This is a genomic window from Pseudarthrobacter sp. 05T312, assembly GCF_056396685.1.
In genome coordinates this window covers 60,080-85,835 of sequence record NZ_JBFTLY010000011.1, presented here as the reverse complement: position 1 = coordinate 85,835, position 25,756 = coordinate 60,080, and the positions used below count along the sequence as shown (strand labels likewise).

Here is a 25,756-nt window from a genome sequence, read left to right as displayed (position 1 = left end):
TCCGCCGAAGTCATTGCCGTCTTTCAGATCAGCCCTCGACAATCTATCCTTAGAGATACATAGTTTCGAGTGAATGGACTTACTGCCGGACCCTCTTGGACATGCTCCCGCTCCCGCGACCGCATGCTGGGTTCCCGTTTTGGCCAAGGCCGGCCAGGCGGGAACTTTCCAGCAACAGCAGGCGTTCTACGGAGTAGAAGTAGTGGCTGGGATCAGCCCGGACGTTGGCCTACAAAAGGAGGTCGTGATGCCGCTGTCGGAGCACGAACAGAAGCTGCTTGAGCAGCTTGAGAAGCAGCTTCACGAGGACGACCCGAAATTCGCGAACTCAATGGGTTCGGATCCGGGGCGTTCATGGTCAACCAGGCATGTGGTCATTGGTGTCCTCGGCGCGCTGGCGGGCGTGTTCCTGCTGCTGGTGGGCGTCACCCTGCAAAGCATCCTCGTGGGAGTGCTGGGATTCGTGGTGATGGGTGGGGGAGTCTACTTCGCCACGATGCGCAGCTCGCGCGGCAAGGCCGGATCCAAGGCGGCGGGCGGAAAGCCCGGCAAGCAGCGCAGTTCATTCATGAGCAGCCTGGAAGAGCGCTGGGATGAACGACGCAGGGGTGAACCCTAACCCCCGGCGCCACCCCGGCCGCGTTGCGGCTACAGGCTCCTCCATTTTGCTCCCCTGACCACGGGGGATTGACGTAAAAGACCCGCTCCGGCGGGTCTTTTCGCTTTTAATCCGCAATCCTTCCTGCGAATGCCATCCACCCTGCAGTCCCGTGGCATCCGGCGGGCGTCGCTGGGGGAAAATTCCTCCACTTCCCACCACCGCCTCGAATCCGCGGCATTTCGCGGGATGTTTCCCATTATTTGCTTTCGTGGGGGGCGGTTTTGCGTTGACTGTGGTGGAAAGTGGAGTAATGTGGAGGACATAAGAGGGTGGTTGCAACATAGGGGATGTGCAGTTCCTGACGGCGGACAGGCGGTGGGCCAGTGTTTCTGGGCACTCACTCGCCGCGTCTGGATGAAAAGGGACGGATCATTCTCCCCGCTAAGTTCCGCGAGGAACTTGCCAGCGGCCTGGTGCTCACGAGGGGCCAGGAACGATGCATCTACGTCTTCAGTGAGAAGGAATTTGCGCGGGTCCACGAGCAGATGCGGGAGGCTCCAATCTCCTCCAAGCAGGCACGTGACTACATCCGCGTTTTTCTCTCTGGAGCCTCGGACGAGGTACCTGACAAGCAGGGGCGCGTGACAATTCCACCAGCGCTCCGGGAATACGCAGGACTCGGAAGGGAACTTGCCGTCATCGGCGCCGGTACCCGCGCCGAGATCTGGGACGCCCAGGCCTGGAATGAATACCTCGCGGAGAAGGAAACAGCCTTTTCCGAAACTGACGATCCCATCCCGGGCATTCTCTGAATTCCGGAGGGAACGGCAGGGACGTTTCTTGGATGAGATCTCCAGCCGGCCCATCGGCTGCCAACCTGGCTCACCTTCCCCGGAGCCAGGCGGGCAGGACGGTAGGCGCGGATGGGGATCTGATCCCAGGAACAACAGGGGACAACGACGGCGGGAAAGGACAAGGCGTGACCGATCAACCCAAGCCCACGTCCGAACGCCATGTACCGGTCCTTCGCGACCGGTGCATCAATTTGTTGGCACCTGGATTCGAGGCGGCCAGGCTCCGCGGCGAAACCCCCATTGCCGTGGACACCACCCTGGGCATGGGCGGGCACTCAGAGGCCATGCTCCAGCGGTTCCCCGACCTCCACCTCATCGGCATTGACCGCGACGAGGAAGCCCTTTCACTCGCCGGGGAGCGGCTGGCACCCTTCGCCGCCCGGACTGACCTGGTCCACGCGGTCTATGACGAGATCCAGGATGTCCTGGCTGACCTCGGCGTCGCCGAGGTGCACGGAATCCTCATGGATCTGGGCGTCTCCTCCCTGCAGCTTGACGAACGTGAGCGGGGATTCGCCTACTCCTTCGACGCGCCACTGGACATGCGCATGGACACCAGCCGTGGCCAAACTGCCGCGGACGTGGTCAATACCTACAGCGAAGAAGACCTGGTACGGATCATCCGCAAATGGGGCGAGGAGAAGTTCGCCGGCCGGATCGCCAACAGGATCGTGGCGGCGCGTGCCGTGAAGGAATTCACCACGACCGGCGAACTCGTGGAACAGATCCGTTCCGTGGTCCCGGCCTCCGCTGCCAAGTCGGGGGGACATCCGGCCAAGCGCACCTTCCAGGCTTTGCGGATCGAGGTCAACGAAGAACTCGATGTCCTGGAACGGGCCGTTCCCGCCGCCGTCGAGTCCTTGGCCATGGGAGGACGCATCGTGGTCATGTCCTACCACTCGCTGGAAGACAAGATCGTCAAAGGTGTCTTCCAGTCCCGCTCCAAGTCTTCGGCTCCCCTCGGCTTCCCGGTGGAACTGGAAGAACACAAACCCGAACTCAAGACCCTGACCAAAGGCACCGAGGTGCCCACCGCCGTCGAAATCGCCGAAAACCCGCGTGCTGCCTCCGCCAGGCTTCGTGCGGCAGAACGAATCAGAGCCAGGAGAGCTGCATGAGCACCGCCGCCGTCAAGAACTTTCCCGTTGTTTCCGGTAGCTCGGCGCCCGACACCCGGCCGGCGGGCAAACCGGGCGGGGGACAGAAGGCCCGCACGCCGCTCTCCGTGGTCCGCTCGGCGCCGCGGAAGCGCCGTGCACCCTTCGTCGTGCTGTGCTTCGCCATGCTCGCAGTGGCTCTGGTCGCGGTGCTGGTCCTGAACATCTCGGTGTCCACCGCCCAGTACCAGCTGGTGGAGCTGCGCGCCAAGCAGAGCTCCCTGACCAAGACCAACCAGGACCTGACCCAGCAGGTGCAGAGCTTCGAAGCTCCCCAGAACCTCGCAGCCAAGGCCACTGAGCTGGGGATGGTCGCCTCCACCGTCAAGGGCCAGATTGACCTTTCCACGCTCTCGGTAACCGGCAAGGCCACCCCCGCGGTCAAGGGCGCACCGGCGGGAGCGGTAATCCCCGCGCCGGCAGTCGCAGGGCAACAGATCGTACCGTCTCCCAAGGACGCGGCCGCAGGCAACGCAACGGCTCCCGTCGCGGGCCGGACTTCCTCCGCCCCGGCGGCTGAAGCGGCCCAGGCGGCAGCACAGGCCCAGGCCGCTGCGCAGGCCGCAGCCGCACAGGCGGCAGCAACCCCGGCTCCTGAACTTCACGGCGGCTCGGTTCCGGCTCCCCAGCAAAAGGTCCCCGGACAGTAGGCTGGCACGCAGGCCAGGCAGTATCGTCGAGCAGCAAGGAAATTCACGGTGGCGAAGACGACCGGCAAAGCAGTAAAAAGCAAGGTACCCAACGCCACGAAGCGATTGCGCCTGGGACTGGGTATCATGCTCACTCTCCTGCTGGTGGTGGGCGGCAAACTCTTCCTGGTCCAGGGGCTGGATGTCGGCGGCATGGCGGAAGCTGCCCTGAACAGCCGCATGACCTCAGCCATCCTGCCCGCCGAGCGGGGCAGCATCCTGGACTCCCGGGGCACCGTCCTGGCCAACAGTGTGATCCGCTACAACATCGTGGTCGACCAGCGGGTCAACACCAAAACTGAGTCATACAAACGGCTCGACCAAACTGACGGGCACGAAAAGCTGGTGGACGTCAGCCGCGACCAGGCCATCTCCGAACTTGCGGCGGCCCTGAGCATGGACACCAATGCCGTCCGTGACGCGGTCACCGGAACGCAGCCGTATTACATTGTGGCCAAGGACGTGAAGCCTGACGTCGAGGACCGGATTTCCAAGCTCCAGGTTCCGGGCATCGTTGCCGAGGGCGTCAGCAAGCGCGTCTACCCCAATGGAGCCGTGGCCGGGGGAGTAGTGGGATTCCTCCAGGACGGGACCACCGGGCAGGCCGGTATTGAGCAGACGCAGGATGACAAGCTCAAGGGAACGGACGGCAAGCGCCTGTTCGAGATCGGCGCCGACGGGCTCCGCATCCCGGTTGGCCTGGACGAGCTGACACCGCCCCAGAACGGCAAGGATGTCAAACTCACCCTCAACTCCGATCTCCAGTACTTTGCCCAGCAGGCCATCCAGAGTCAGGCAGACAAACTGAGTGCAGAATGGGGCGTCATCATCGTGATGGACGCCAAGACGGGCAACCTGCTGGCCCTGGCCGATACGAACGCCCCCGACCCCAACAACCCCGGCGCTGTGGCCGCCAAGGACCGCGGCGTCCGCTCCGTGACCGCGGCCTATGAGCCAGGTTCGGTTGAGAAGATGATGACGGCGGCAGCCGTGATCGATGAAGGCCTGGCCAAGCCGCTGGATACGTTCACCATTCCACCCACCTACACGGTTGACGGGCAGACCTTCAGCGACGCGTTCACCCATGGCACGGAGGAACGGACGCTGGCCGGCATCATTGGGTACTCCATGAACACCGGGACCGTGATGGCCGGACAGCGGCTGAGCAAGGAACAGCGCTACGACTGGTTGAAGAAGTTCGGCATTGGCGAGGCCCCGGACATCGGACTGCCCGCCACGGCATCGGGCATCCTGACACCCTCGGACCAGTGGGACGGGCGCCAGCAGTACACCGTCCTGTTTGGCCAGGGCGTTTCCCAATCCACGCTCCAGACGGTCCGCGCCTACCAAAGCATTGCCAACAACGGCGTCATGCTGCAGCCCCGGTTGATCGATTCCTACATTTCGCCTGACGGCACCGAGGAGAAAGTGCCCGCCCAGCCGCCCCGGCAGATCGTTTCGGACAGTACGGCCCAGCAGGTCCAGGACATCCTGGAAAGTGCCGTTACCGAGGGCGAAATCAAGGATGCCGGCATCGATGGTTACCGGGTAGGGGCCAAGACCGGTACGTCCGAATCGCCCTGCGACGACGGCAAGTCCGGCTACTGCGGCTACACCGCCTCCATCGTGGGAATGGCACCAATGGATGATCCGCGGTTTATTGTGGAGGTGGTGCTCCAGCGGCCGAAGGGCAGCATTTACGGCATCACCAACGGACCGGTGTTCCGGTCCGTGATGAGCCAGGCGCTGCGGACCTACAACGTCCAGCCTTCAACCGGCGAGCCGGCCAGGATGCCCCAGTACGCCAAGTAGCTGCTGTTCCAGGCCGGAAGTACCAGCAGCATCCAGCGCATCACAGTGCCCGGGGAGAACCATGCCGGGCTCGCACTAGCACTATCGGAGATCCCCTTGTCAGAGTTCACCACGCCCGGCAGCGACGCTGCCCGGAATGAAAAAGCAGGCCGCTTCCGCCCAGCGGCCGTAGCGCCCGTCCGACTGGCCGCCGTCGGGCAGGCCCTTGGTGTGGCGGTACCCGCTCCGGCCGCAGATATGGAGATCACCGGCATATCCCTCAACTCGCGCACCGTGGAGCCCGGGGACCTCTACGTAGCCTTGCCCGGTGCCAGCAGGCACGGGGCCGATTTTGCCACTGACGCCATCGAAGCCGGAGCGGCGGCCGTTTTGACGGACGACGCAGGCGCACGCCTGCTCGCGCTCTCCGCGGACACGCCGGTGCCCGTGCTCGTCGTCGACAAGCCCCGCAACGTGGTGGGGCCGCTTTCGGCCATGATTTACGGTAGCCAGCCGCCAGGCGGGGAACCGCTGCAGCTTTTCGCTGTTACAGGTACCAACGGCAAGACCACCACCACCTACTTCATCACCTCGCTGCTGCGTGCCCTGGGCCGGCAGCCCGGACTGATCGGCACCATCGAGATCCTGGCCGGAGGAGAGCCGATTCCCAGCCTCCTGACTACCCCGGAATCGACCGAGGTGCACGGACTCATCGCCCTGATGCGTGAACGCGGGCTCGACGCTGCAGCCATGGAAGTGTCCTCGCACGCCATTTCATACCAGCGGGTGGACGGGCTCACCTTCGACGTCGCGGGGTTCACCAACCTCACCCAGGACCACCTGGACCTTCACAACACGATGGATGAGTACTTCGCCACCAAGGCAGAGCTTTTCACGCCGGGCCGCGCCCGGCGTGCGGTGGTAACGGTCGACGACGAGTGGGGCCGGCGGTTGGCCGGCAGCGCCCCGGTGCCGGTCACCACGCTCAGCACCACGGGATCGGGCCCGGCGGACTGGACCGTCACGGCTGCCTCTCCCCGGGGCCTCGGGACCGCGTTCACGCTCACCGGACCCGGCGGTGCCACCCTCGAGGTCCACACCGGACTGCCCGGAAGCTTCAATGTCGCCAATGCCGCCCTGGCCGTCCTCATGGTCCTGGCGTCCGGCGTCGATACTGTTGCCTTGCAGGCTGCGCTGGACACCGCGGACCCCTTCACGGTGGCGGTGCCCGGACGGATGCAGCTGGTCTCCGACCGGCCGGCTGCCGTGGTGGATTTCGCCCACAACACCGACGCCCTGGCGCGGGCGCTGGAAGCGGTCCGCTCACCGGAACCGGACTCGCGCCTGATCGTTGTCTTCGGTGCCACGGGACAGCGGGACCAAGGGAAGCGGCCGGCCATGGGAGCCATCGCCGCCCGCCTCGCCGACACCGTGATCATCACCGATGACGACCCCCACGACGAGGATGCTGCGGCAATCCGGGCCGATGTCATGGCAGGCGCCCGCGAAGCCCTCGACAACGAGGCCCTGGCCGCCGAACTGCAGGAGGTCTTCCCGCGTGCGGAGGCCATCCGGCACGCCGTGGCGCTGGCACGTCCGCAGGACACCATCCTGGTCGCGGGCCGCGGCCACGAAGTATGGCAGGAAGTGAAAGGCGTCAATATCGCCCTGGACGACAGGGTGGAACTGCGGACCGCCTTGACAGCCAGGGGATTCAACGTTCTCCATGACGACCGGATAGAGTCCTAGACCGAGATGATTGCATTTACTGCGGCGGAAATCGCCGAAATCACCAGCGGGCGCCTGGACGCCGATCCCGGAATTACGCCCCTCTCGGTGGTGACGGATTCACGCGAAGCCACCCCGGGTTCGCTGTACGTCGCGAAGCCGGGCGAGCATGCCGATGGCCACGATTTCATCGACGCGGCCTTTGCCGCCGGTGCCGTCCTGGCCCTGGTCGAGCGTCCCGTGGCCGGACCCGACGGCACCGCCTACCCCTCCGTCCTGGTTCCCGACGCCATCCTGGCAATGGGGGCCCTCGCCGCCGAAACAGTCCGCCGCATCCGCGCCGCGCGTGCAGAAGCCGGCAGCCAGCTGACTGTCGTCGGCATTACCGGATCGGCCGGCAAGACCACCACCAAGGACCTGCTGGCCGGCATCCTGGGCACACAGGGCACCACCGTGGCACCCCAGGGTTCGTACAACGGCGAGGTGGGCGTCCCGCTCACGGTCTTCCGGGCAGGCACCGACACCCGCTACCTGGTGATCGAGATGGGAGCCACCGGCATCGGCCACATCCGCTACCTCGCAGAGATGGTCAAACCGGATATCGGCGTCGTGCTCGCGGTGGGCACTGCCCACGCCGGCGAGTTCGGCGGAGTGGAAAACATCGCACTGGCCAAGGGGGAAATGGTGGAGGGCCTCACGGCCGGGGGGACCGCCATCATCAACCTTGACGACGAACGGGTTGCCGCCATGCGCAGCCGCACCCACGCCAAGGTCCTCGGCTTTTCCGCGGAAGGCCGCCAGGATGCCCAGGTGCAGGCGCTGAACGCCGACACCAACGCCGGAGGCTGCCCCGAATTCGACCTCCAGCTGCCCGATGGGGCCGCGGCCCGGCACGTCAGCAGCAGGCTCATCGGAGCACACCACACGGGGAACCTGCTGGCAGCCGCAGCGGCCGCCTGGGCTGCGGGCGTCCCGGGAGACCACATCGCCGAGTCCCTGGGCAACCAGGCGGCTGCCAGCCGTTGGCGCATGGAACGCACCGAACGGCCGGACGGCGTCACCATCATCAACGATGCGTACAACGCCAACCCCGAATCCATGCGTGCCGCGCTGCGGACCCTGGCCGATCTGGGCCGCGGACGCCGCACCTGGGCCGTGCTCGGCGCCATGCTGGAACTGGGCGAGGACTCCATCCGCGAGCACACCGCCGTCGGCACGCAGGTGGTGCGGCTCAACATCTCCCGGCTGCTGGTGATCGGACGCGAGGCCCGCGCCCTGTACGTTTCGGCCGTCAATGAGGGCTCCTGGGGCGACGAATGCCTCTTCGCGGAAACGCTTGAGGAGGCCTACGACGTCCTTGCCGCAGAACTCGAGCCAGGTGACCTGGTGCTGTTCAAGTCCTCCAACAGCGTGGGACTCCGCCACTTGGGCGATCGGATAGCATTACCCCCAGCCCCGACCCCTGCCGACGAAAGGAGCACTCTGCTGTGATTGCTCTGCTGATCGGCGCAGGCCTTGCCCTGCTCTTTGCCCTGGTGGGCACCCCGCTGTTCATCCGCCTGCTGGTGCGCCGTGGCTACGGCCAGTTCATCCGTGACGACGGCCCCACATCGCACCACACCAAACGCGGAACGCCCACCATGGGCGGCACCGTAGTGGTGGCTGCGGTCCTGCTGAGCTACGGGCTCACCCACCTCATCATGCTGATGATGAACCCGGATTCACCCGGACCCTCGGCCTCCGCCCTTATCCTGCTGTTCCTCATGGTCGGCATGGGCCTGGTGGGCTTCCTGGACGACTTCATCAAGATCTCCCGGCAGCGGAGCCTTGGCCTGAACGCCAAGGCCAAGCTCATCCTCCAGGCAGCCGTCGGCATCATCTTCGCCGTCCTGGCTTTGAACTTCCCCAACGACGCCGGGCTGACCCCCGCATCAACGAAGATCTCGCTGGTCCGGGACGTTCCCTGGCTGGACCTCGCCTTTGGCGGTACCGTCCTGGGTGCGGTGCTGTTCGTGATCTGGTCCAACCTGATCGTCACCGCAGCCACCAACGGCGTCAACCTCACCGACGGACTGGACGGCCTGGCCGCCGGAGCTTCCATCATGGTGTTCGGCGCCTACACCCTCATGGGCATCTGGCAGAGCAACCAGGCCTGCGGTTCCCCCCGGGAAGCCGGCAGCGGCTGCTATCTGGTCAGGGACCCCCTGGACCTGGCCCTCCTGGCCGCAATCCTCAGCGCCGCGCTGGTGGGCTTCCTGTGGTGGAACACGTCACCGGCAAAGATCTTTATGGGCGACACCGGATCGCTGGCCATCGGCGGGGCCGTGGCCGGATTCGCCATCCTGTCCCGCACCGAACTGCTGCTGGGCATCGTGGGCGGCCTCTTCGTGCTGATCACGCTGTCCGTCATCATCCAGGTGGGCTACTTCAAGGCAACCGGCGGGAAACGTGTGTTCAAGATGGCGCCACTGCAGCACCACTTCGAACTGAAGGGCTGGGCCGAGGTGACCGTCGTGGTCAGGTTCTGGATTTTGGGCGGACTGTTCGTCGCCGCGGGCCTGGGCATCTTCTACGCTGAATGGGTTGTACTGCTGTGACCGTTTCCCCGCGCCTGGCAAACCTCGTTTCCTGGGACTCCGACTGGGCCGGCCTGCGCGTGGCCGTGACGGGCATCGGCGTGTCCGGATTTGCCGCCGCTGACACCCTGATCGAGCTCGGTGCCCGCGTGGTGGTGGTGGATGCCGCCACCAGCGACACGGCCCGTGCACATGCCGACACCCTGAAGATCGTGGGTGCCGCCGATGTTCTGCTGGGCCCGGACGCGGTGGCCCACCTGCCGAAGATCGATGGCGAACTTCCGGAACTGATCGTGACCTCGCCGGGCTGGCGGCCGGACCAGGCGCTGCTTGCCGCGGCGGCACGGGCGCACATCCCGGTCTGGGGCGACGTCGAACTTGCCTGGCGGGTAAGGGTCAGGGAAGGCCGGAAGACGGCGGACTGGCTTGCCATCACCGGCACCAACGGCAAGACCACCACTGTGGGCCTCACCGAATCGATGCTGCGGGCCGCGGGCCTGAAGGCCATCGCCGTCGGCAACGTGGGCACCCCCATCCTCGATGCCCTTCGTGACCCCGTGGAGTACGACGTCTTCGCCGTCGAACTTTCCAGCTTCCAGCTGCACTGGGCTGAATCGGTCTCGCCCGTAGCCAGCGTGTGCCTCAACGTGGCCGAAGACCACGTCGACTGGCACGGCTCCTACGATTCCTACCTGGCCGACAAGGCAAAGGTCTACGAGCGGACCCAGAAAGCCTGCATCTACAACGCCGAGCAGGTGGAAACCGAGCGCATGGTGGAAAACGCCGACGTGGTGGAAGGCTGCCGCGCCGTTGCCTTCACCACACTGACGCCGGCCATCAGCATGCTTGGTGTGGTGGAGGGGTTGCTGGTGGACCGGGCCTTCATCGAGGAACGCCGGGACAGCGCAGCGGAACTTGCCTCGATGGCCGACCTCGGCCCGCTGGCCCCCCGGCACATGGTGGCCAACGCCCTTGCGGCTGCCGGCCTCGTGCGCGCGTACGGCGTTGACGCCAAGGCTGTCCGCCAGGGGATCCTTGACTACGTGCCCGGCGACCACCGCATCCAGCCCGTCGCCCGCATGAACGGTGTCCTGTGGGTCAACGACTCCAAAGCCACCAACCCCCATGCCGCGTCGGCATCCCTGTCGGCCTTCAGCAAGGTGGTCTGGATCGCCGGCGGCCTGTCCAAGGGCGTGAGCTACGACGACCTGGTCCGTGACCACGCATCCCGGCTCAAGGCGGTTGTCCTGATCGGAACCGACACCTCGCACCTGCGGGAAGCCCTCCAGCGACACGCGCCAGATGTCCCGGTGATCGAACCGGGGGCAGGTGACACTGAAGGAGTGGAGACTGCTCCGGCGCCCGGTGGCACCCCTGCCGGTACCCCCGGCAATGGAGAACAGGTAATGTCCTGGGCCGTTGCTTCAGCGGCCCGGCTCGCCGAATCCGGCGACACCGTGCTCATGGCTCCGGCAGCTGCTTCCATGGATCAGTTCTCTTCCTACGCTCATCGTGGTGGTACTTTCATCGACGCTGTCCGCGAGCTGGTGGAAGGGCAGGCCCAGACCGGCGAGGAGTAACAATGGTCAGCACGCCCACCCGGCAGCAGGGTGCCACGCCGAAGGGCGGTACACCCCGGCCCGGCTCAAGCGCCGTCCGGCAGCCTGCCGCTGCCGGCGCCCAGCTGCGTACCTTGTACCGCCGGTTCTGGTCCGCACTGGAGGGCACCGGCAAGTCCCGGAACGGGTCCACTTACTACCTCATCCTTGGCGCCACCCTGGCCCTGACGGCCATTGGCATCATGATGGTGCTCTCCGCCTCGAGCGTTGAATCCATCGCCGCCGGGAAGTCCCCTTATGGCGACGCCCTCAAGCAGGGTGTCTTCGCCGCCATCGGCATCTTCACCATGTTCGTGCTCTCACGCATCAACGTCGTCTGGCTGAAGCGCCTCGCATGGCCCGCCGTCGGGGTAGCCGTGCTGCTCCTGGGCCTGGTCCAGGTGGTGGGTACCGAGATCAACGGCAACCGGAACTGGATCGACCTTGGCGGCATCACGTTCCAGCCTTCCGAGGCGGCCAAACTTGCCCTCGCCCTGTGGCTGGCGACGGTGCTGGCGAGGAAAGGCAAGCTGTTGAACCGGTGGCAGCACGTGCTGGTACCCGCCATACCCATGGCGGCCATCGTCATTGTCCTGATCCTGGTGGGCAACGACCTTGGCACCGCCATGATCATCATGCTGATCATGGCGGCGGCGCTGTTCTTCGCCGGCGTTCCGCTCTACCTCTTCGGCATTGCAGGCATCATCGCGGCCGCCGGCACCGCCGTCATGGCCGTCACCAGCTCCAACCGCATGTGCCGCATCACCTCCTGGTGGACAGGACAGTCCTGCGCCGATGGCATTGACGCCAACTACCAGGCAACCAACGGCATGTACGGCCTTGCCTCCGGCGGCTGGCTGGGGGTCGGCCTGGGGCAGAGCCGGCAGAAGTACAGCTGGATCCCCGAAGCCCACAACGACTTCATCTTCGCCATCATCGGCGAGGAACTCGGCCTGGTGGGAACCGTCGTCGTCCTGGTGCTCTTCGCCATCCTTGGCGCTGCGATCTACCGTGTGGTGGTGGCACAGGAAGACATGTTCCACCGCGTCCTCGCCGGCACCATCATGGTCTGGCTGTTGGGCCAGGCCACCGTGAACATGTCAGTGGTCACCGGCCTGATGCCCGTCATCGGTGTTCCGCTGCCGTTTATTTCCTACGGCGGCTCGGCCCTGCTGATGTCACTGTGTGCCGTAGGCGTGGTCCTGTCCCTGGCCCGCGAGCAAATGGCTCCTGCCATGCGCCCCAAACGGATGCTGAAGTTCAAGCTGAAGCCGGGGCGGGACAAGAATCAGCCCAAGAATTCCAGAAAGCGTGCCTGACACCCTATGACTCCGACACACCCTTCCATTGTCCTGGCAGGTGGCGGCACGGCCGGCCATATCAGCCCGCTCCTCGCCATCGCCGCGGCCCTGCGCAGCGAAGCCCCGGATGCCTCGATCCTGGCGGTCGGAACTCCATCCGGAATGGAAACGCGGCTGGTTCCCGCCGCCGGCGTCCAGCTGGCAACGATCGACCGTGTGCCGTTTCCACGCCGGCCCTCCGCAGACCTGCTCCGCCTGCCGGGGCGGCTCGCCGGGGCAGTCCGGCAGGCCGGCGCCATCCTGGACCGGGCGCAGGCCGACGTACTGGTGGGCGTCGGCGGCTATGTCTGCACCCCCCTGTACCTGGCGGCACGGAAACGCCGAATTCCCATCGTGATCCATGAAGCCAACGCCCGTCCCGGGCTGGCCAACCGCGTGGGGGCCTTCCTCAAGGGCCGGGTTGCCGTGGCTTTCGAGGGCACACCACTCCGGAACGCCGTGCACGTCGGCATGCCCATGCGCAAGGAAATCTCCGGCCTGGACCGGAAGACTGCCCGCACCCCGGCACGCGAGGCCCTTGGGCTGGATCCCCAGCAACCCACCCTGATCGTGACCGGCGGATCGTCGGGAGCACAAAGCATCAACCGGACCATCGCAGCCTCTCTGGCCCTTCTTGCGGAGGCCGGCATCCAGACCCTCCACGTCACCGGCCGCGGAAAGACCGTCCTGGACCAGGCGGGGCATCCCCTTGCCGCTGAGGGTTACCGGCAGGTGGAGTACATCGACGGCATGGAACTGGCCTACGCCGCGGCCGACCTCCTGCTGGCCCGGTCCGGGGCTGCCACGGTATGCGAAGTCGCCGCCGTCGGCGTACCGGCGGTCCTGGTGCCACTCCCGATCGGCAACGGGGAACAGGCACTGAACGCAGCGGGCCTGGTTTCCGCAGGTGGCGCAGTACTGGTGGCCGACCGCGACTTCACCCCGGAATGGGTCGCCCGGGAACTGGTCCCGCTGGCCACCGATAAAGCACGGCTTGCAGCCATGGAGGCGAAGTCCTACCGGCTCGGCATCCGAAACGCCGACCAGCGCATGGCTGGTCTTGTCCTGGAAGCGGTATCTGCATGAACGCCCACACCACCCCCCAGCTGGCCTCCCTCGGCAGGGTGCACTTCATCGGGATCGGGGGAGTAGGAATGTCCGCCGTGGCCCGCATCATGGTGGCGCGCGGAGTACCGGTCAGCGGCTCAGACGCAAAAGAGCTCCCCGTGATGGCGGACCTGGCCGCGGCCGGTGCGCGCATCGCCGTCGGATACGCCGCCGGCAACCTGGGCGACGCGCAGACCGTCGTGGCGGGTTCGGCCATTCGGGACGACAACCCGGAACTGGCGGCGGCGCGGCAGGCAGGGCTGCCGGTGCTGCACCGCTCCCAGGCCCTTGCGGCGACCATGGGCGATGACACCGTGGTCACGGTGGCCGGCACGCACGGCAAGTCAACCACCACGTCCATGGTCACAGTCCTGCTGCAGGCGGCGGGACTGGACCCGTCGTTCGCGGTCGGCGCCACCATCCCTGCGCTGGGCGTCAACGCCGCGCACGGCACGTCCGGCATCTTCGTTGCCGAGGCGGACGAATCCGACGGTTCCTTCCTGAACTACCTGCCCCGCATCGCCGTCGTCACCAATGTGGAGCCCGACCACCTGGACTACTACGGCACAGCTGAGGCCGTGTACGAGTCCTTCGACCGCTTCACTGCCCTGTTGCCCGCCGACGGCCTCCTGGTGGCCTGCGCGGACGACGCCGGGGCGCTGGCCCTGGCGGAACGGACCCGGGCCAGGGGCAACACCAGGGTGCTCCTGTATGGCACCAACGAGGCTGCGGACGTGCGCCTGCACGACGACGGCCCAGGCCAGGTTGCAGTGGAGGCGCATGGCGCCGGGTACGGGTTGTCACTGCAGGTTCCCGGACGCCACAACGCGCTGAACGCCGCGGCCGCGTTTGCCGTGGCCCTGGAACTCGGCGTGGAACCGGCGGCAGCCGCCGCCGGCCTGGCACACTTCGCCGGCGCCTCACGCAGGTTCGAACTGAAGGGCTCGGCGCGCGGCGTCAGGGTGTTCGATGACTACGCCCACCATCCCACGGAGGTCCGGGCCGCCCTCAGCGCAGCCCGTTCGGTAGCGGGCGGCCACCGGGTCCACGTCCTGTTCCAGCCGCACCTGTTCTCCCGCACCCGGGAGTTCGCGGAGCAGTTCGCGGACGCCCTCAACCTTGCCGATACCGCACTGGTCCTGGACATCTATCCCGCCAGGGAGGACCCCATCCCGGGCGTCACCAGCCAGCTCATCGCCGACCACCTCACCCAAGGCGGGCGGCTCGCTGCGGCGGCCGACGCCGTCGGGACCCTGGTGGAAGCCGCTGCGGACGGCGATGTGGTGCTCACCGTCGGCGCGGGTGACGTCACCGCCTACGGCCCGCTGATCGTGGAGGCGCTGCGTGCCTAGCTCCCGCCGGCCCACCTACGCCCCGCCCAAGCGGAACGGCCGTCCCGCCGCGCCGGCCGCGGACAACGCGGAAACGGCGGCACGGTCCGCCGCATCCCAGAAGGGCACCGCCGGTTCCGACGTCATTACGGCGTCCCGCAGCGTCCCGGAGCCGTCGGCGCCCAAGCAGGCGAAGGCGGAAAAGCCCTCCGGGGCAACGGTCCTCGCCTTCCCCGAGCCCAAAGGCCGGCGCCGCAGGAAGAAAGTCCTGCTCGCCGCGGGAACAGTACTGGCGCTGGTGGCGGGACTGCTGGCCGCCGCCATCTATTCGCCGGTCCTGGCCCTGCAGACCATCTCGGTGACGGGGACGCACTTCGTGACCCCTGCCCAGGTGCAGACTGCGCTCGAACCCCTGCGCGGCAAGCCGCTGCCCCAGATCAGCGACGACGACGTTCGGGGACTCCTGGGGTCCATGGTCCAGGTCAAATCCATATCAGTGGAGGCGCGGCCGCCGTCCACCCTCGCCGTTGCCGTGCATGAGCGGGTGCCCGTGGCCCTGGTCAAGCAGGGGGAGCAGTACCAGCTGGTGGACGTCGACGGCGTCCAGCTGGCAACCACGGCTGATCCCGGATCAGCGTCGCTTCCGGTCATCGACGGCGGTGCCGGCGCGATCGGCCAGGACCTGTTCCGCGCCACCGCGGCAGTGCTTGGTGCGCTCCCGGCAGACATCCTGGCCAAGCTGTCCAATGCCTCCGCGCAGTCCGTGGATGCCGTGGAGCTCAAGCTGGTTGACGGCCAGACGATCGTGTGGGGCAACGCCTCGGAGAAGGAACTTAAAGCCAAGGTCCTGGCCGCCCTCCTCAAGGCTCCGGTGGACCCCAAGAACCCGGTCAGGGTCTACGATGTCAGTGTGCCCCGGCACCCCGTGACGCGCTGAGCGCTTTCTTTCCCCGGTATTAATCCGACACGCGGACCCGGTCATTGAATGTCGGAACCAGAGGAAATACCGTCACAGACAAGAGTTACTTGACATAACTCTAACCTTCAACCGGAGGGTTAGGGTTGAGGGTTTCAAGCTCACCATCAGTTTTCGCAATAAGACACGAACAAGGGACACGTAACGTGGCAGCTCCGCAGAATTACTTGGCCGTCATCAAAGTCGTCGGCATCGGCGGCGGTGGCGTGAACGCAGTCAACCGCATGATCGAGGTCGGCCTCAGGGGTGTTGAATTCATCGCCATCAACACCGACGCCCAGGCCCTGCTCATGAGCGACGCCGACGTGAAGCTCGACGTCGGGCGCGAGCTGACCCGTGGCCTCGGTGCAGGCGCCAACCCCGAGGTAGGCAAGCAGGCCGCCGAGGACCACGCGGACGAGATCGAGGAAGTCCTCCGTGGCGCCGACATGGTCTTCGTCACCGCCGGCGAAGGCGGCGGCACGGGCACCGGTGGCGCGCCCGTCGTCGCCCGGATCGCCCGCTCGCTGGGTGCCCTGACCATTGGCGTCGTCACCCGCCCCTTCACCTTCGAAGGCCGCCGCCGTGCCGGTTCGGCCGAGGCAGGCATCGACGCCCTGCGCGACGAGGTGGATACCCTCATCGTGATCCCCAACGACCGCCTGCTGTCCATCAGCGACCGGAACGTGTCCGTCCTTGACGCGTTCCGCTCCGCCGACCAGGTCCTGCTTTCCGGTGTCCAGGGCATCACCGACCTCATCACCACCCCGGGCCTGATCAACCTTGACTTCGCTGACGTTAAGTCCGTCATGCAGGGCGCGGGCTCGGCCCTCATGGGCATCGGGTCCGCGCGGGGCGAAGACCGCGCCGTGAAGGCCGCGGAACTTGCCATTGCCTCCCCGCTGCTGGAAGCGTCCATCGATGGCGCCCACGGCGTGCTTCTGTCCATCCAGGGCGGCTCGGACCTGGGCCTGTTCGAAATCAACGAGGCAGCCCGCCTGGTGCAGGAAGTGGCCCACCCCGAGGCGAACATCATCTTCGGCGCCGTCATTGACGACGCCCTGGGCGACGAAGCACGCGTCACTGTGATCGCTGCAGGCTTCGACGACGTGAAGGCAACCTCACCCTCCATGGACCAGTCCCAGCCGCAGTCCGCGCCGCAGCGGCCCGCCGCCCCTGCTGCTGCTCCCGCCTCGGCCCACTCGAACAACGGGAACCACCAGGGCAACGGAGGCCACCAGCAGAACGTGCAGCCGATCCACGCGGGTGTTGGCGCCGCGGGACTCAGCAACTGGGGACAGCAGCGTCCGCAGGCCGTTCCCGCTGACTCCGGCTTCGACGTCGACCTGCCCTCCGTGGTGGAGCCGGATCTCACCGGAACCCACCCGGATGACCTGGATGTTCCCGACTTCCTGAAGTAGGCAGCGGCTTGTTCCATTGGCGTGCCGACATCCTTCCCGGGGTGTCGGCCGCATTCACCGACGCGGGAGCGGGAAACCTTGCCCTGCACGTGGGGGACGATCCCGCCGCGGTCCGGGAGCGCCGGTTGCGACTGGAAGAGTCCATCGCCGCGGCGCCCGGCTCGCTGCGCTTCATGAACCAGGTGCACGGCAATACTGTGGCCATCATGGACGCCGCGTCACCCGCGCCTGAAGCCGATGCCATGGTGTCCCGCGGCCTGCCCCTCGCGGTCATGGTGGCGGACTGCATTCCGGTCCTGCTGGCGGGGGAGTCCGGGAGCGGGCCCGTGCTTTCCGCCGTCCATGCCGGCCGCCCCGGGATCGCCAACGGTGTCCTGCCGGCCGCCGTGGACAGCATGAAGTCCCTGGGTGCCGCCCGGATCCGGGCGTGGCTGGGTCCCTCGATCTGCGGGTCCTGCTACGAAGTCCCCGCCGCCCTGCGTGACGAGGTTGCAGCCCTGGTTCCGGCAACGCGGAGCACCACCAGTTGGGGAACGCCGGCGCTGGACCTGCCCGCCGGTGCCTGCGCCCAACTGGAGGCTGCGGGGGTGCAGGTGGAATACGCCGGCGCCTGCACGCTGGAAACGGACTCGCTGTACTCGTACCGCCGGGACCGGAACACGGGCCGCTTCGCCGGATTGGTCTGGTGCCATGACTGAGCAGCCGGACGACAGGCCCGAACATGATCCCCGCAGCGCAGAGCTTGCCGAACGGCTCGCCGTAGTGCGGAAGCGGATCGCCGCAGCCGCCAACGACGCGGGTCGAAGTGACAACCTTCCCTCGCTGATCGTGGTCACCAAGTTCCACCCGGCAGCTGACATCCGGCGCCTGGCCGCCCTGGGTGTCACGGATGTGGGCGAGAACCGTGACCAGGAAGCTGCCGCCAAGGCGCTGGAGCTCGCTGATCTCGGGCTGGCGTGGCATTTTGTCGGCCAGCTGCAGACAAAGAAGGCCAAGTCCGTGGCGCGCTACGCGGCCGCCGTCCATTCCGTAGACCGGCCGCAGCTGGTGGATGCCTTGGCGAAGGCAGTGCGGAACGAGATGGATTCCAGCGGGCGTGCGCAGCTGGAGTGCTTCATCCAGGTCAGCCTTGAGGACGACGCCGGTACCCACCGCGGCGGGGCAGCACCCGCCGACGTGCCGCTCCTGGCAGAACGGATCGCCGGTGCCGATGGGCTCAAGTTGGCGGGCGTCATGGCAGTGGCCCCGCTGGGTGCCCCGCCAGGGCCGGCGTTCGAAAAACTGGCAGCCGTTTCCGCCCGGCTGGTGGCGGAGTACCCCGGTGCCGGCGCCATCTCAGCCGGTATGAGCCAGGACCTGGAGCCTGCCATCAAGTTCGGGGCGACACACCTGCGAATCGGTTCCGATATTCTCGGTTCCCGTCCTGCCGTGGGGTAGCGTCGGACCTATTGGAAGTGATGGGCGGGGGACTCCAGTGCTGTCAAATCATTGGGCGGCCCGCTTACGGGACACGATTAGGAGTCGACCATGGCCGGCGCTCTGCGCAAGACAATGATCTATCTTGGGCTCGCCGACGGCGATGAGCATTACGAGCCCGAGCAACAGACCACACGTAAGGATGAGGACGAACCGATGGAAGTCGACCGCGAGGAACGCCGTGCTCCGGCGCCGGTCCGCGAAGTCAGCCGCGAGGCGTCCTACGCCCCTGAAGAGGAATACCGCGCCCCTGTGACCCCCATAAAGCGTGCGGCTTCGAGCCGTGAAGAGAACACCGGCCTGCGCCAGATCACCACCATCCACCCACGCTCCTACAACGATGCCAAGCTCATCGGCGAGAGCTTCCGGGACGGTATTCCGGTGATCATGAACGTCACGGACATGGGTGAGGCCGACGCCAAGCGCCTGGTGGACTTCTCGGCAGGGCTCGTCTTCGGCCTGCGCGGAAGCATCGAACGGGTCACCAACAAAGTGTTCCTGCTCTCACCGTCCTACGTCGAAGTGATCGGTGACGACAAGAAGGCCAGCGACACGCAGGCCAGCTTCTTCAACCAAAGCTAAGCACCACAGGCTGTTCACAGATGCCAGGCAGGGACACCTGTCTGGCATCTGTGCTGAAATAGACAAGACAACAGCAGTACGACAGCGGCCGCCGCCACGGATGGGCCGCATGAATCTGGAGATATGAAATAAGTCATGGGAATTGTTTTCGGACTTCTCTATCTCGCCCTGCTGCTGTTCTTCGTGGCCCTCATCATCCGCCTGGTGTTCGACTGGGTGCAGATGTTCGCAAGGGAATGGCGGCCCCGCGGCGCGGCCCTGGTGGCAGCGCACGCCGTCTACTCCATCACGGACCCGCCACTGAAGGGCCTGCGGCGGCTGATCCCGCCGCTCCGGCTTGGTGGAGTCTCCCTGGACCTTGGCTTCCTGATCCTGTTCATCGGCGTCAGCATCGCCATGAACGTCACCAGGGGACTGGCCTGATTTTTCCGCCAGGCCCGGCAATGCAGCCTGTTCCCTCCCGGAACAGCTACTGTAAAGCGAAGAAACCTCCCGTTTGACACCGCAGTGTTGAATTAGAGTAAGCAGACCAAATTTAGGTACCTTAGTTTTGACGGCCGGAAGGCCTACTGACTAACCAGACCAGTGAGGTGACCAGATGGCTTTGACGCCAGAAGACGTTGTCAACAAGCGCTTTCAGCCCACCAAGTTCCGTGAGGGCTATGACCAGGACGAAGTTGACGACTTCCTGGACGAAATCGTCGTCGAACTCCGCCGCCTGAACCAGGAAAACGACGAGCTCCGCAAGAAGCTCGCCGACGCAGGTTCCAGCGTTCCGGCAAGCTCTTCCGCCGCTCCCGTGGTGGAGAAGGTCCCCGCGCCGGTCAAGTCCGACAAGGACGAAGCCCGCGAGAAGGCAGAGGCAGAGGCCAAGTCCGCCGAAGCCAACAAGAAGAAGGACGTCCAGCCGGCCGCCCCGGCTGCAGCCGCACCGGCCGCGCCCGCCGCTGCCGCCACGCCTTCTGCTGAATCCGCCGCCGGCCTGCTGGCCATGGCACAGCAGATGCACGACCGCCACGTCGCCGACGGCCAGGCCCAGAAGGACAAGATCATCGCCGAAGCGCAGATCGAAGCCAGCAGCCTCGTCAACGATGCTCAGGAAAAGTCCCGCAAGATCCTCGGTGCCCTGGAACAGCAGCGCTCCGTCCTGGAACGCAAGGTGGAGCAGCTCCGCGGCTTCGAACGCGATTACCGCTCACGCCTCAAGGCCTACATCGAGGGCCAGCTCCGCGACCTGGATGCCCGCGGCTCCGTCGCGACCCCGGAAGTCAGCGAAGCCAACTAAGGCTGGCAGCACGTATTCTGAAAGCCGGTGGCTGAGGATTCCTCGGCCACCGGCTTTTGGCATTTACACCCAAGTTCCACGAATTGAAAGCACCATGACTGACGAACTTGCCGCCGACGCGGCACGCCCTGTCCCACCCTCGCCGCGCCCCCGCCGGGCCGTGCTGCTGTCCCTGTTCGCGGGGTTCGCGGTCTTCGCCTACGTCCTGGACCAGCTGACCAAACTCTGGGTCACCTCCACCATGGTGGAAGGGGAGCGGATCCCCGTTCTGCCGCCGCTGCTCCACTGGTACTTCATCCGGAACTCCGGGGCTGCCTTCTCCATTGGAGAGAACGTCACCTGGGTGTTTTCGATCATCATGGCCGGGGTCGCCATCGCCATCCTCTTCCAGGTCCGCCGGCTGGGCTCCGCCTGGTGGTCCCTGGCCCTGGGCCTGCTGCTGGGCGGGGCGCTGGGCAACCTTACTGACAGGCTCTTCCGTGAACCGTCCTTCGGCATGGGACACGTGGTGGACTTCATCCAGCTTCCCAATTTCGCGATCTTCAACATTGCCGACTCCGCTGTCGTGTCCGCCGTCGCCATCATCTGCATCCTGACCATCCGCGGGATCGCCCTGGACGGGACCCGGCTGGGGAGCGCACCCAAGGACACGCCCGGCCATGACTGACCACGTCGTTATCCCGGAAGAGTACGGCGGGGCACGTGCCGATGCCGGCCTGGCAGGCATCCTGGGCGTCTCGCGGTCCGTCGCTGCCTCACTGCTTGCTGACGGGCACGTGCTCAATCGGGGCAAGGCCCTGGGCAAGTCGGCAAAACTCGTCACCGGGGACACCCTCGAGGTCACCGTCCCGGAACGGCGGGACCCGCTTGAAGTCGTGGAGGAAGCCGTGGAAGGCCTGAATATCCTGCTCGACGACGACGATTTCGTCGTCGTCGACAAACCCGTCGGCGTGGCAGCCCATCCTTCACCGGGCTGGGTGGGGCCCACCGTGGTGGGCGGCCTTGCTGCCGCCGGGTACCGCATCTCCACCTCGGGCGCTCCGGAGCGGGCGGGAATCGTGCACCGGCTCGACGTCGGCACCTCCGGGGTGATGGTGGTGGCCAAATCCGAGCGCGCCTACACATCCCTCAAGCGCGCCTTCAAGGAGCGCACCGTTGACAAGGTTTACCACGCCGTAGTGCAGGGCCTGCCCGATCCCCTGACGGGCACCATCGACGCCCCCATCGGCCGCCACCCCGGGCACGACTGGCGTTTCGCCGTCATCGAGGACGGGCGGCCCTCCGTGACCCATTACGAGGTCCTGGAGGCCTTCGGCAAGGCCAGCCTGGTGGAAGTCCACCTCGAAACGGGCCGCACGCACCAGATCCGTGTCCACTTCTCCGCGCTCCGGCACCCCTGCGCCGGTGACCTGACCTATGGCGCCGATCCCCGCCTGGCCGCCACCCTGGGGCTGACCCGGCAGTGGCTGCATGCCCGTGAGCTGGCCTTCGACCACCCCGTGACGGGGGAGCGGGTCACCGTCAGCAGCGAGTACCCGCAGGACCTGGCCTACGCACTGGAAGTGCTGGAGTCGGGCCAGGCCTGACACGGGCCGCCTGGCCGGACCGGCCGGGGGCAGCGCTTAGAATAGTGCGGTGAGTTCCAGCAATGATTCGTTTGTCCACCTGCACACCCACACCGAATATTCCATGCTGGATGGAGCTGCCCGCCTGGGGGAGCTGTTCGATGAAACCGAGCGCCTGGGCATGCCGGCCCTCGCCACCACCGACCACGGCTATCTGTTCGGCGCGTTCGATTTCTGGCGCAAGGCCACGGACAAGGGCATCAAGCCGATCATCGGCGTCGAAGCGTATGTAACGCCCGGGACTGCTCGGACGGACAAGGAACGCGTGCGGTGGGGCGAAGAGTCCCAGCGCAAGGACGACGTCTCCGGCGGCGGTTCGTACACGCACATGACGCTCCTGAGCTACAACAACGTGGGCATGCGGAACCTCTTCCGGGCCTCGTCCATCGCTTCCCTGGACTCGGTCTTCGGCAAGTGGCCCCGGCTGGACCGGGAACTGCTCAACACCTACTCGGAAGGACTCATCGCCACCACGGGCTGCCCCTCCGGCGAGGTCCAGACCCGGCTCCGTCTCGGCCAGTACCGCGAAGCACTCGAGGCGGCGGCCGAGTTCCGCGACATCTTCGGCGCGGAGAACTACTTCTGCGAACTGATGGACCACGGGCTGGACATCGAACGGCGGGTCACCGGCGACCTGCTGCGGCTCGCCAAGGACCTGAACCTGCCCCTGGTGGCCACCAACGACCTGCACTACACGCACGAGCACGACGCCAAGGCGCACGAGGCCCTACTGGCCATCCAGTCCGGTTCCACCTTGCTGGAACCCACCTACGACAACGGCGGCTCGAGGTTCGCCTTCTCCGGCAGCGGCTACTACCTCAAGTCACCGCAGGAGATGCGCGAGCTCTTCCGTGACCACCCGGACGCCTGCGACAACACCCTCCTGATCGCCGAACGCTGCGAAGTGTCCTTCAACACCGACGCCAACTTCATGCCGCGGTTCCCCTGCCCGCCAGGCGAGGATGAAACCTCCTGGCTGGTCAAGGAAGTGGACAAGGGCCTGCAGTACCGCTACCCGGGCGGTATCCCGGACGAGGTCCGCAAGCAGGCCGACTACGAGCTCGGCGTCATCACGTCCATGGGGTTCCCCGGCTACTTCCTGGTAGTCGCCGACTTCATCAACTGGGCCAAGAACAACGGCATCCGCGTTGGCCCCGGCCGTGGCTCGGGTGCAGGCTCCATGGTCGCCTACGCCATGCGCATCACCGACCTCGACCCGCTGCGCCACGGCCTGATCTTCGAACGCTTCCTCAACCCGGACCGCGTTTCCATGCCTGACTTCGACGTCGACTTCGATGACCGGCGCCGCTCGGAAGTCATCGACTACGTGACCCGCAAATACGGTGACGAACGCGTGGCGATGATCGTCACCTACGGCACCATCAAGACCAAGCAGGCCCTCAAGGACTCCTCGCGCGTCCTGGGCTACCCGTTCAGCATGGGCGAGACGCTGACCAAGGCCCTGCCGCCCGCGGTCATGGCCAAGGACATCCCCCTCGCGGACATCCAAAACCCGGACTCCAAGCGCTACAGCGAGGCCGGCGACTTCCGGCAGCTGATCGCCACGGACCCGGAGGCGGCCAAGGTCTTCGAGACGGCCCTGGGCATCGAAGGCCTGAAACGCCAGTGGGGCGTGCACGCCGCCGGCGTCATCATGTCCTCGGACCCCATCATCGACGTCATCCCCATCATGCGCCGCTTCCAGGACGGCCAGGTGATCACCCAGTTCGACTACCCGACGTCCGAGGGCCTGGGCCTGATCAAGATGGACTTCCTGGGCCTGCGGAACCTAACGATCATTTCCGACGCCCTCGAGAACATCAAAATGAACCGCGGCATCGACCTGGACCTGGAAAACCTGGAGCTCGACGACGCCCCGTCCTACGAACTCCTGGCCCGCGGCGACACCCTGGGCGTGTTCCAGCTCGACGGCGGACCCATGCGGTCCCTGCTCAAGCTCATGAAGCCTGACAACTTCGAAGACATCTCCGCCGTGCTGGCGCTGTACCGGCCCGGCCCGATGGGCGCCAACGCCCACACCGACTATGCGCTGCGCAAGAACGGGATCCAGGAAGTCATTCCCATCCACCCGGAGCTGGAGGAACCGCTCAGGGAGATCCTGGGCGGCACGTATGGCCTGATCGTGTACCAGGAGCAGGTCATGGCCGTGGCGCAGAAGCTGGCCGGCTACTCGCTTGGCCAGGCCGATATCCTCCGGCGCGCCATGGGCAAGAAGAAGAAGTCGGAGCTGGACAAGCAGTTCGCCGGCTTCTCCCAGGGCATGCAGGACAACGGCTACTCCATGGAAGCCGTCAAGACCCTCTGGGACATCCTCCTGCCCTTCTCCGACTACGCCTTCAACAAGGCACACTCCGCCGCGTATGGAGTCATCTCCTACTGGACCGCGTACCTGAAGGCGCACTACGCACCCGAGTACATGGCGGCGCTGCTGACCTCCGTGGGCGACGACAAGGACAAGTCCGCCATCTACCTGAACGAGTGCCGCCGCATGGGCATCACGGTGCTCCCGCCGGATGTCAACGAGTCCGCATTGAACTTCACCCCTGTGGGCAACGACATCCGCTTCGGCATGGGCGCCATCCGCAACGTGGGTGCCAACGCCGTCGAAGCCATGGTCACGGCACGCGAGAGCGAAGGCGCCTACACCTCCTTCAAGGACTACCTGATGAAGGTGCCGGCGGTGGTGTGCAACAAGAGAACCATCGAATCCCTGATCAAGTCCGGGGCGTTCGACTCCCTGGGCCACCACCGGCGGGCGCTGGCGATGATCCACGAAGAGGCCATCGACTCCGTCATCACACTGAAACGGAACGAGGCGATCGGCCAGTTCGACCTCTTTGCCGGCTTCGAGGAGGCCGAATCGGAAGCCTCCCTCAGCATCGAGATTCCCGACCTGCCCGAGTGGGAGAAGAAGGACAAACTCTCCTTCGAACGCGACATGCTGGGCCTGTACGTCTCCGACCACCCGCTGCAGGGGCTCGAAGGCCTCCTGGCCCAGCACGCCGAAATGAGCATCACCACCATCCTGGGCGAGGACGGCCCGCAGGACGGTGCCATCATCACCATCGCGGGCATGATTACCTCCCTGAGCCGCCGCATCGCGAAAGCCAGCGGCAACGCCTACGCCCGGGCGGAGATCGAGGACCTGGGCGGTTCGATCGAAGTCATGTTCTTCGGCCAGGTCTACGGGCCGATCGCCTCCGTGCTCGCCGAGGACCTGATCGTAGTGGTCAAGGGCAGGCTCCAGAAGCGCGACGACGGCGCCATCACGCTGAACTGCATGGAGCTTTCCGTTCCGGACCTCAGCGAAGGGCTGCACGGGCCCTTGGTGATCACCATGCCCACGCACAAGGCCACCGAGGCCGTGGTCACGGAGCTGGGGGACGTGCTGCGCACCCACCGGGGCAACTCCGAGGTCCGGCTGCACCTGCAAGGTGACACCCGGACCGAAATCATGGGCCTGCCCGTCCACCTTCGGGTGAACCCCAGCCCGTCGCTGTTCGGCGACCTGAAGGTCCTGCTGGGCCCTGCCTGCCTGGACGCCTGACAAACAGGCGGCCGACGCCGGGAATCACCTCCCGCCGTCGGCCGCCCGTTTGTGCCGCGCGGGTCCGAGGGG

22 protein-coding genes are annotated in these 25,756 nt (G+C 66.1%); all 22 read left to right on the top strand.

From position 1 onward, the window contains the following. Positions 1-247 precede the first annotated feature (247 nt). Entirely contained in the window at positions 248-619 is a 372-nt protein-coding gene (locus tag AC1DIP_RS14650; protein WP_476210514.1) for a DUF3040 domain-containing protein, read from the top strand. A 365-nt stretch (positions 620-984) separates the two neighbouring features. Next, entirely contained in the window at positions 985-1,413 is a 429-nt protein-coding gene (gene mraZ, locus AC1DIP_RS14645) for a division/cell wall cluster transcriptional repressor MraZ (RefSeq protein WP_018763545.1), read from the top strand. Positions 1,414-1,580: 167 nt separating this feature from the next. After that, a complete protein-coding gene (gene rsmH / locus AC1DIP_RS14640; protein ID WP_477734160.1) occupies positions 1,581-2,573 on the top strand; it encodes a 16S rRNA (cytosine(1402)-N(4))-methyltransferase RsmH in 993 nt (330 codons plus the stop codon). Beyond that, positions 2,570-3,262, top strand: a complete 693-nt coding sequence (ftsL, locus tag AC1DIP_RS14635; protein WP_476210519.1) for a cell division protein FtsL — start codon at positions 2,570-2,572, stop codon at positions 3,260-3,262. The genes rsmH and ftsL overlap by 4 nt, the downstream gene beginning before the upstream one ends. 48 nt (positions 3,263-3,310) lie before the next feature. After that, positions 3,311-5,113: a peptidoglycan D,D-transpeptidase FtsI family protein gene (locus tag AC1DIP_RS14630; RefSeq protein WP_477734159.1), complete on the top strand. Its 1,803-nt coding sequence runs from the start codon at positions 3,311-3,313 to the stop codon at positions 5,111-5,113. A 96-nt stretch (positions 5,114-5,209) separates the two neighbouring features. Next, entirely contained in the window at positions 5,210-6,841 is a 1,632-nt protein-coding gene (locus tag AC1DIP_RS14625; RefSeq protein WP_477734158.1) for a UDP-N-acetylmuramoyl-L-alanyl-D-glutamate--2,6-diaminopimelate ligase, read from the top strand. A gap of 6 nt (positions 6,842-6,847) precedes the next feature. Continuing rightward, positions 6,848-8,311, top strand: a complete 1,464-nt coding sequence (locus AC1DIP_RS14620; RefSeq protein ID WP_477734157.1) for a UDP-N-acetylmuramoyl-tripeptide--D-alanyl-D-alanine ligase — start codon at positions 6,848-6,850, stop codon at positions 8,309-8,311. After that, positions 8,308-9,417, top strand: a complete 1,110-nt coding sequence (gene mraY, locus AC1DIP_RS14615; protein WP_476210526.1) for a phospho-N-acetylmuramoyl-pentapeptide-transferase — start codon at positions 8,308-8,310, stop codon at positions 9,415-9,417. The genes AC1DIP_RS14620 and mraY overlap by 4 nt, the downstream gene beginning before the upstream one ends. Continuing rightward, the gene (gene murD, locus AC1DIP_RS14610) at positions 9,399-10,976 is read left to right on the top strand and encodes a UDP-N-acetylmuramoyl-L-alanine--D-glutamate ligase (RefSeq protein WP_477734156.1); all 1,578 of its coding nucleotides are present in this window, start codon (positions 9,399-9,401) and stop codon (positions 10,974-10,976) included. Before mraY ends, murD begins: the two co-directional genes overlap by 19 nt. A 2-nt stretch (positions 10,977-10,978) precedes the next feature. Further along, positions 10,979-12,313 (top strand): putative lipid II flippase FtsW, encoded by a 1,335-nt coding sequence (ftsW, locus tag AC1DIP_RS14605; RefSeq protein WP_477734155.1) that lies wholly within the window; start codon positions 10,979-10,981, stop codon positions 12,311-12,313. Between the two features lie 6 nt (positions 12,314-12,319). After that, positions 12,320-13,420, top strand: a complete 1,101-nt coding sequence (gene murG, locus AC1DIP_RS14600; RefSeq protein WP_477734154.1) for an undecaprenyldiphospho-muramoylpentapeptide beta-N-acetylglucosaminyltransferase — start codon at positions 12,320-12,322, stop codon at positions 13,418-13,420. Next, positions 13,417-14,793, top strand: coding sequence for a UDP-N-acetylmuramate--L-alanine ligase (gene murC / locus AC1DIP_RS14595; RefSeq protein WP_477734153.1), 1,377 nt, complete (start codon positions 13,417-13,419; stop codon positions 14,791-14,793). The genes murG and murC overlap by 4 nt, the downstream gene beginning before the upstream one ends. Next, the gene (locus AC1DIP_RS14590) at positions 14,786-15,709 is read left to right on the top strand and encodes a cell division protein FtsQ/DivIB (protein WP_477734152.1); all 924 of its coding nucleotides are present in this window, start codon (positions 14,786-14,788) and stop codon (positions 15,707-15,709) included. Before murC ends, AC1DIP_RS14590 begins: the two co-directional genes overlap by 8 nt. 185 nt (positions 15,710-15,894) lie before the next feature. Next, positions 15,895-17,148, top strand: coding sequence for a cell division protein FtsZ (gene ftsZ, locus AC1DIP_RS14585; RefSeq protein ID WP_476210535.1), 1,254 nt, complete (start codon positions 15,895-15,897; stop codon positions 17,146-17,148). Between the two features lie 8 nt (positions 17,149-17,156). After that, positions 17,157-17,846, top strand: a complete 690-nt coding sequence (locus AC1DIP_RS14580) for a purine nucleoside phosphorylase YfiH/LACC1 family protein (RefSeq protein WP_477734151.1) — start codon at positions 17,157-17,159, stop codon at positions 17,844-17,846. Continuing rightward, on the top strand, positions 17,839-18,585 hold the full coding sequence (locus AC1DIP_RS14575) for a YggS family pyridoxal phosphate-dependent enzyme (protein WP_477734150.1): 747 nt from the start codon (positions 17,839-17,841) through the stop codon (positions 18,583-18,585). The genes AC1DIP_RS14580 and AC1DIP_RS14575 overlap by 8 nt, the downstream gene beginning before the upstream one ends. Before the next feature lie 90 nt (positions 18,586-18,675). Beyond that, on the top strand, positions 18,676-19,206 hold the full coding sequence (locus AC1DIP_RS14570; RefSeq protein ID WP_141160844.1) for a cell division protein SepF: 531 nt from the start codon (positions 18,676-18,678) through the stop codon (positions 19,204-19,206). A 135-nt stretch (positions 19,207-19,341) separates the two neighbouring features. Beyond that, positions 19,342-19,629: a YggT family protein gene (locus AC1DIP_RS14565; protein WP_141160843.1), complete on the top strand. Its 288-nt coding sequence runs from the start codon at positions 19,342-19,344 to the stop codon at positions 19,627-19,629. A gap of 175 nt (positions 19,630-19,804) precedes the next feature. Continuing rightward, positions 19,805-20,491, top strand: coding sequence for a DivIVA domain-containing protein (locus AC1DIP_RS14560; protein WP_477734149.1), 687 nt, complete (start codon positions 19,805-19,807; stop codon positions 20,489-20,491). A 94-nt stretch (positions 20,492-20,585) separates the two neighbouring features. Beyond that, complete coding sequence (lspA, locus tag AC1DIP_RS14555) at positions 20,586-21,158, top strand: signal peptidase II (RefSeq protein WP_476210542.1); 573 nt, start codon at positions 20,586-20,588, stop codon at positions 21,156-21,158. Beyond that, positions 21,151-22,077 carry an RluA family pseudouridine synthase gene (locus AC1DIP_RS14550; RefSeq protein WP_477734148.1) on the top strand — a complete coding sequence of 309 codons (927 nt, stop codon included), beginning with the start codon at positions 21,151-21,153 and terminating at the stop codon, positions 22,075-22,077. Before lspA ends, AC1DIP_RS14550 begins: the two co-directional genes overlap by 8 nt. A 49-nt stretch (positions 22,078-22,126) precedes the next feature. Further along, positions 22,127-25,684 (top strand): DNA polymerase III subunit alpha, encoded by a 3,558-nt coding sequence (dnaE, locus tag AC1DIP_RS14545; protein ID WP_476210545.1) that lies wholly within the window; start codon positions 22,127-22,129, stop codon positions 25,682-25,684. The last annotated feature ends 72 nt before the right edge of the window (positions 25,685-25,756 follow it).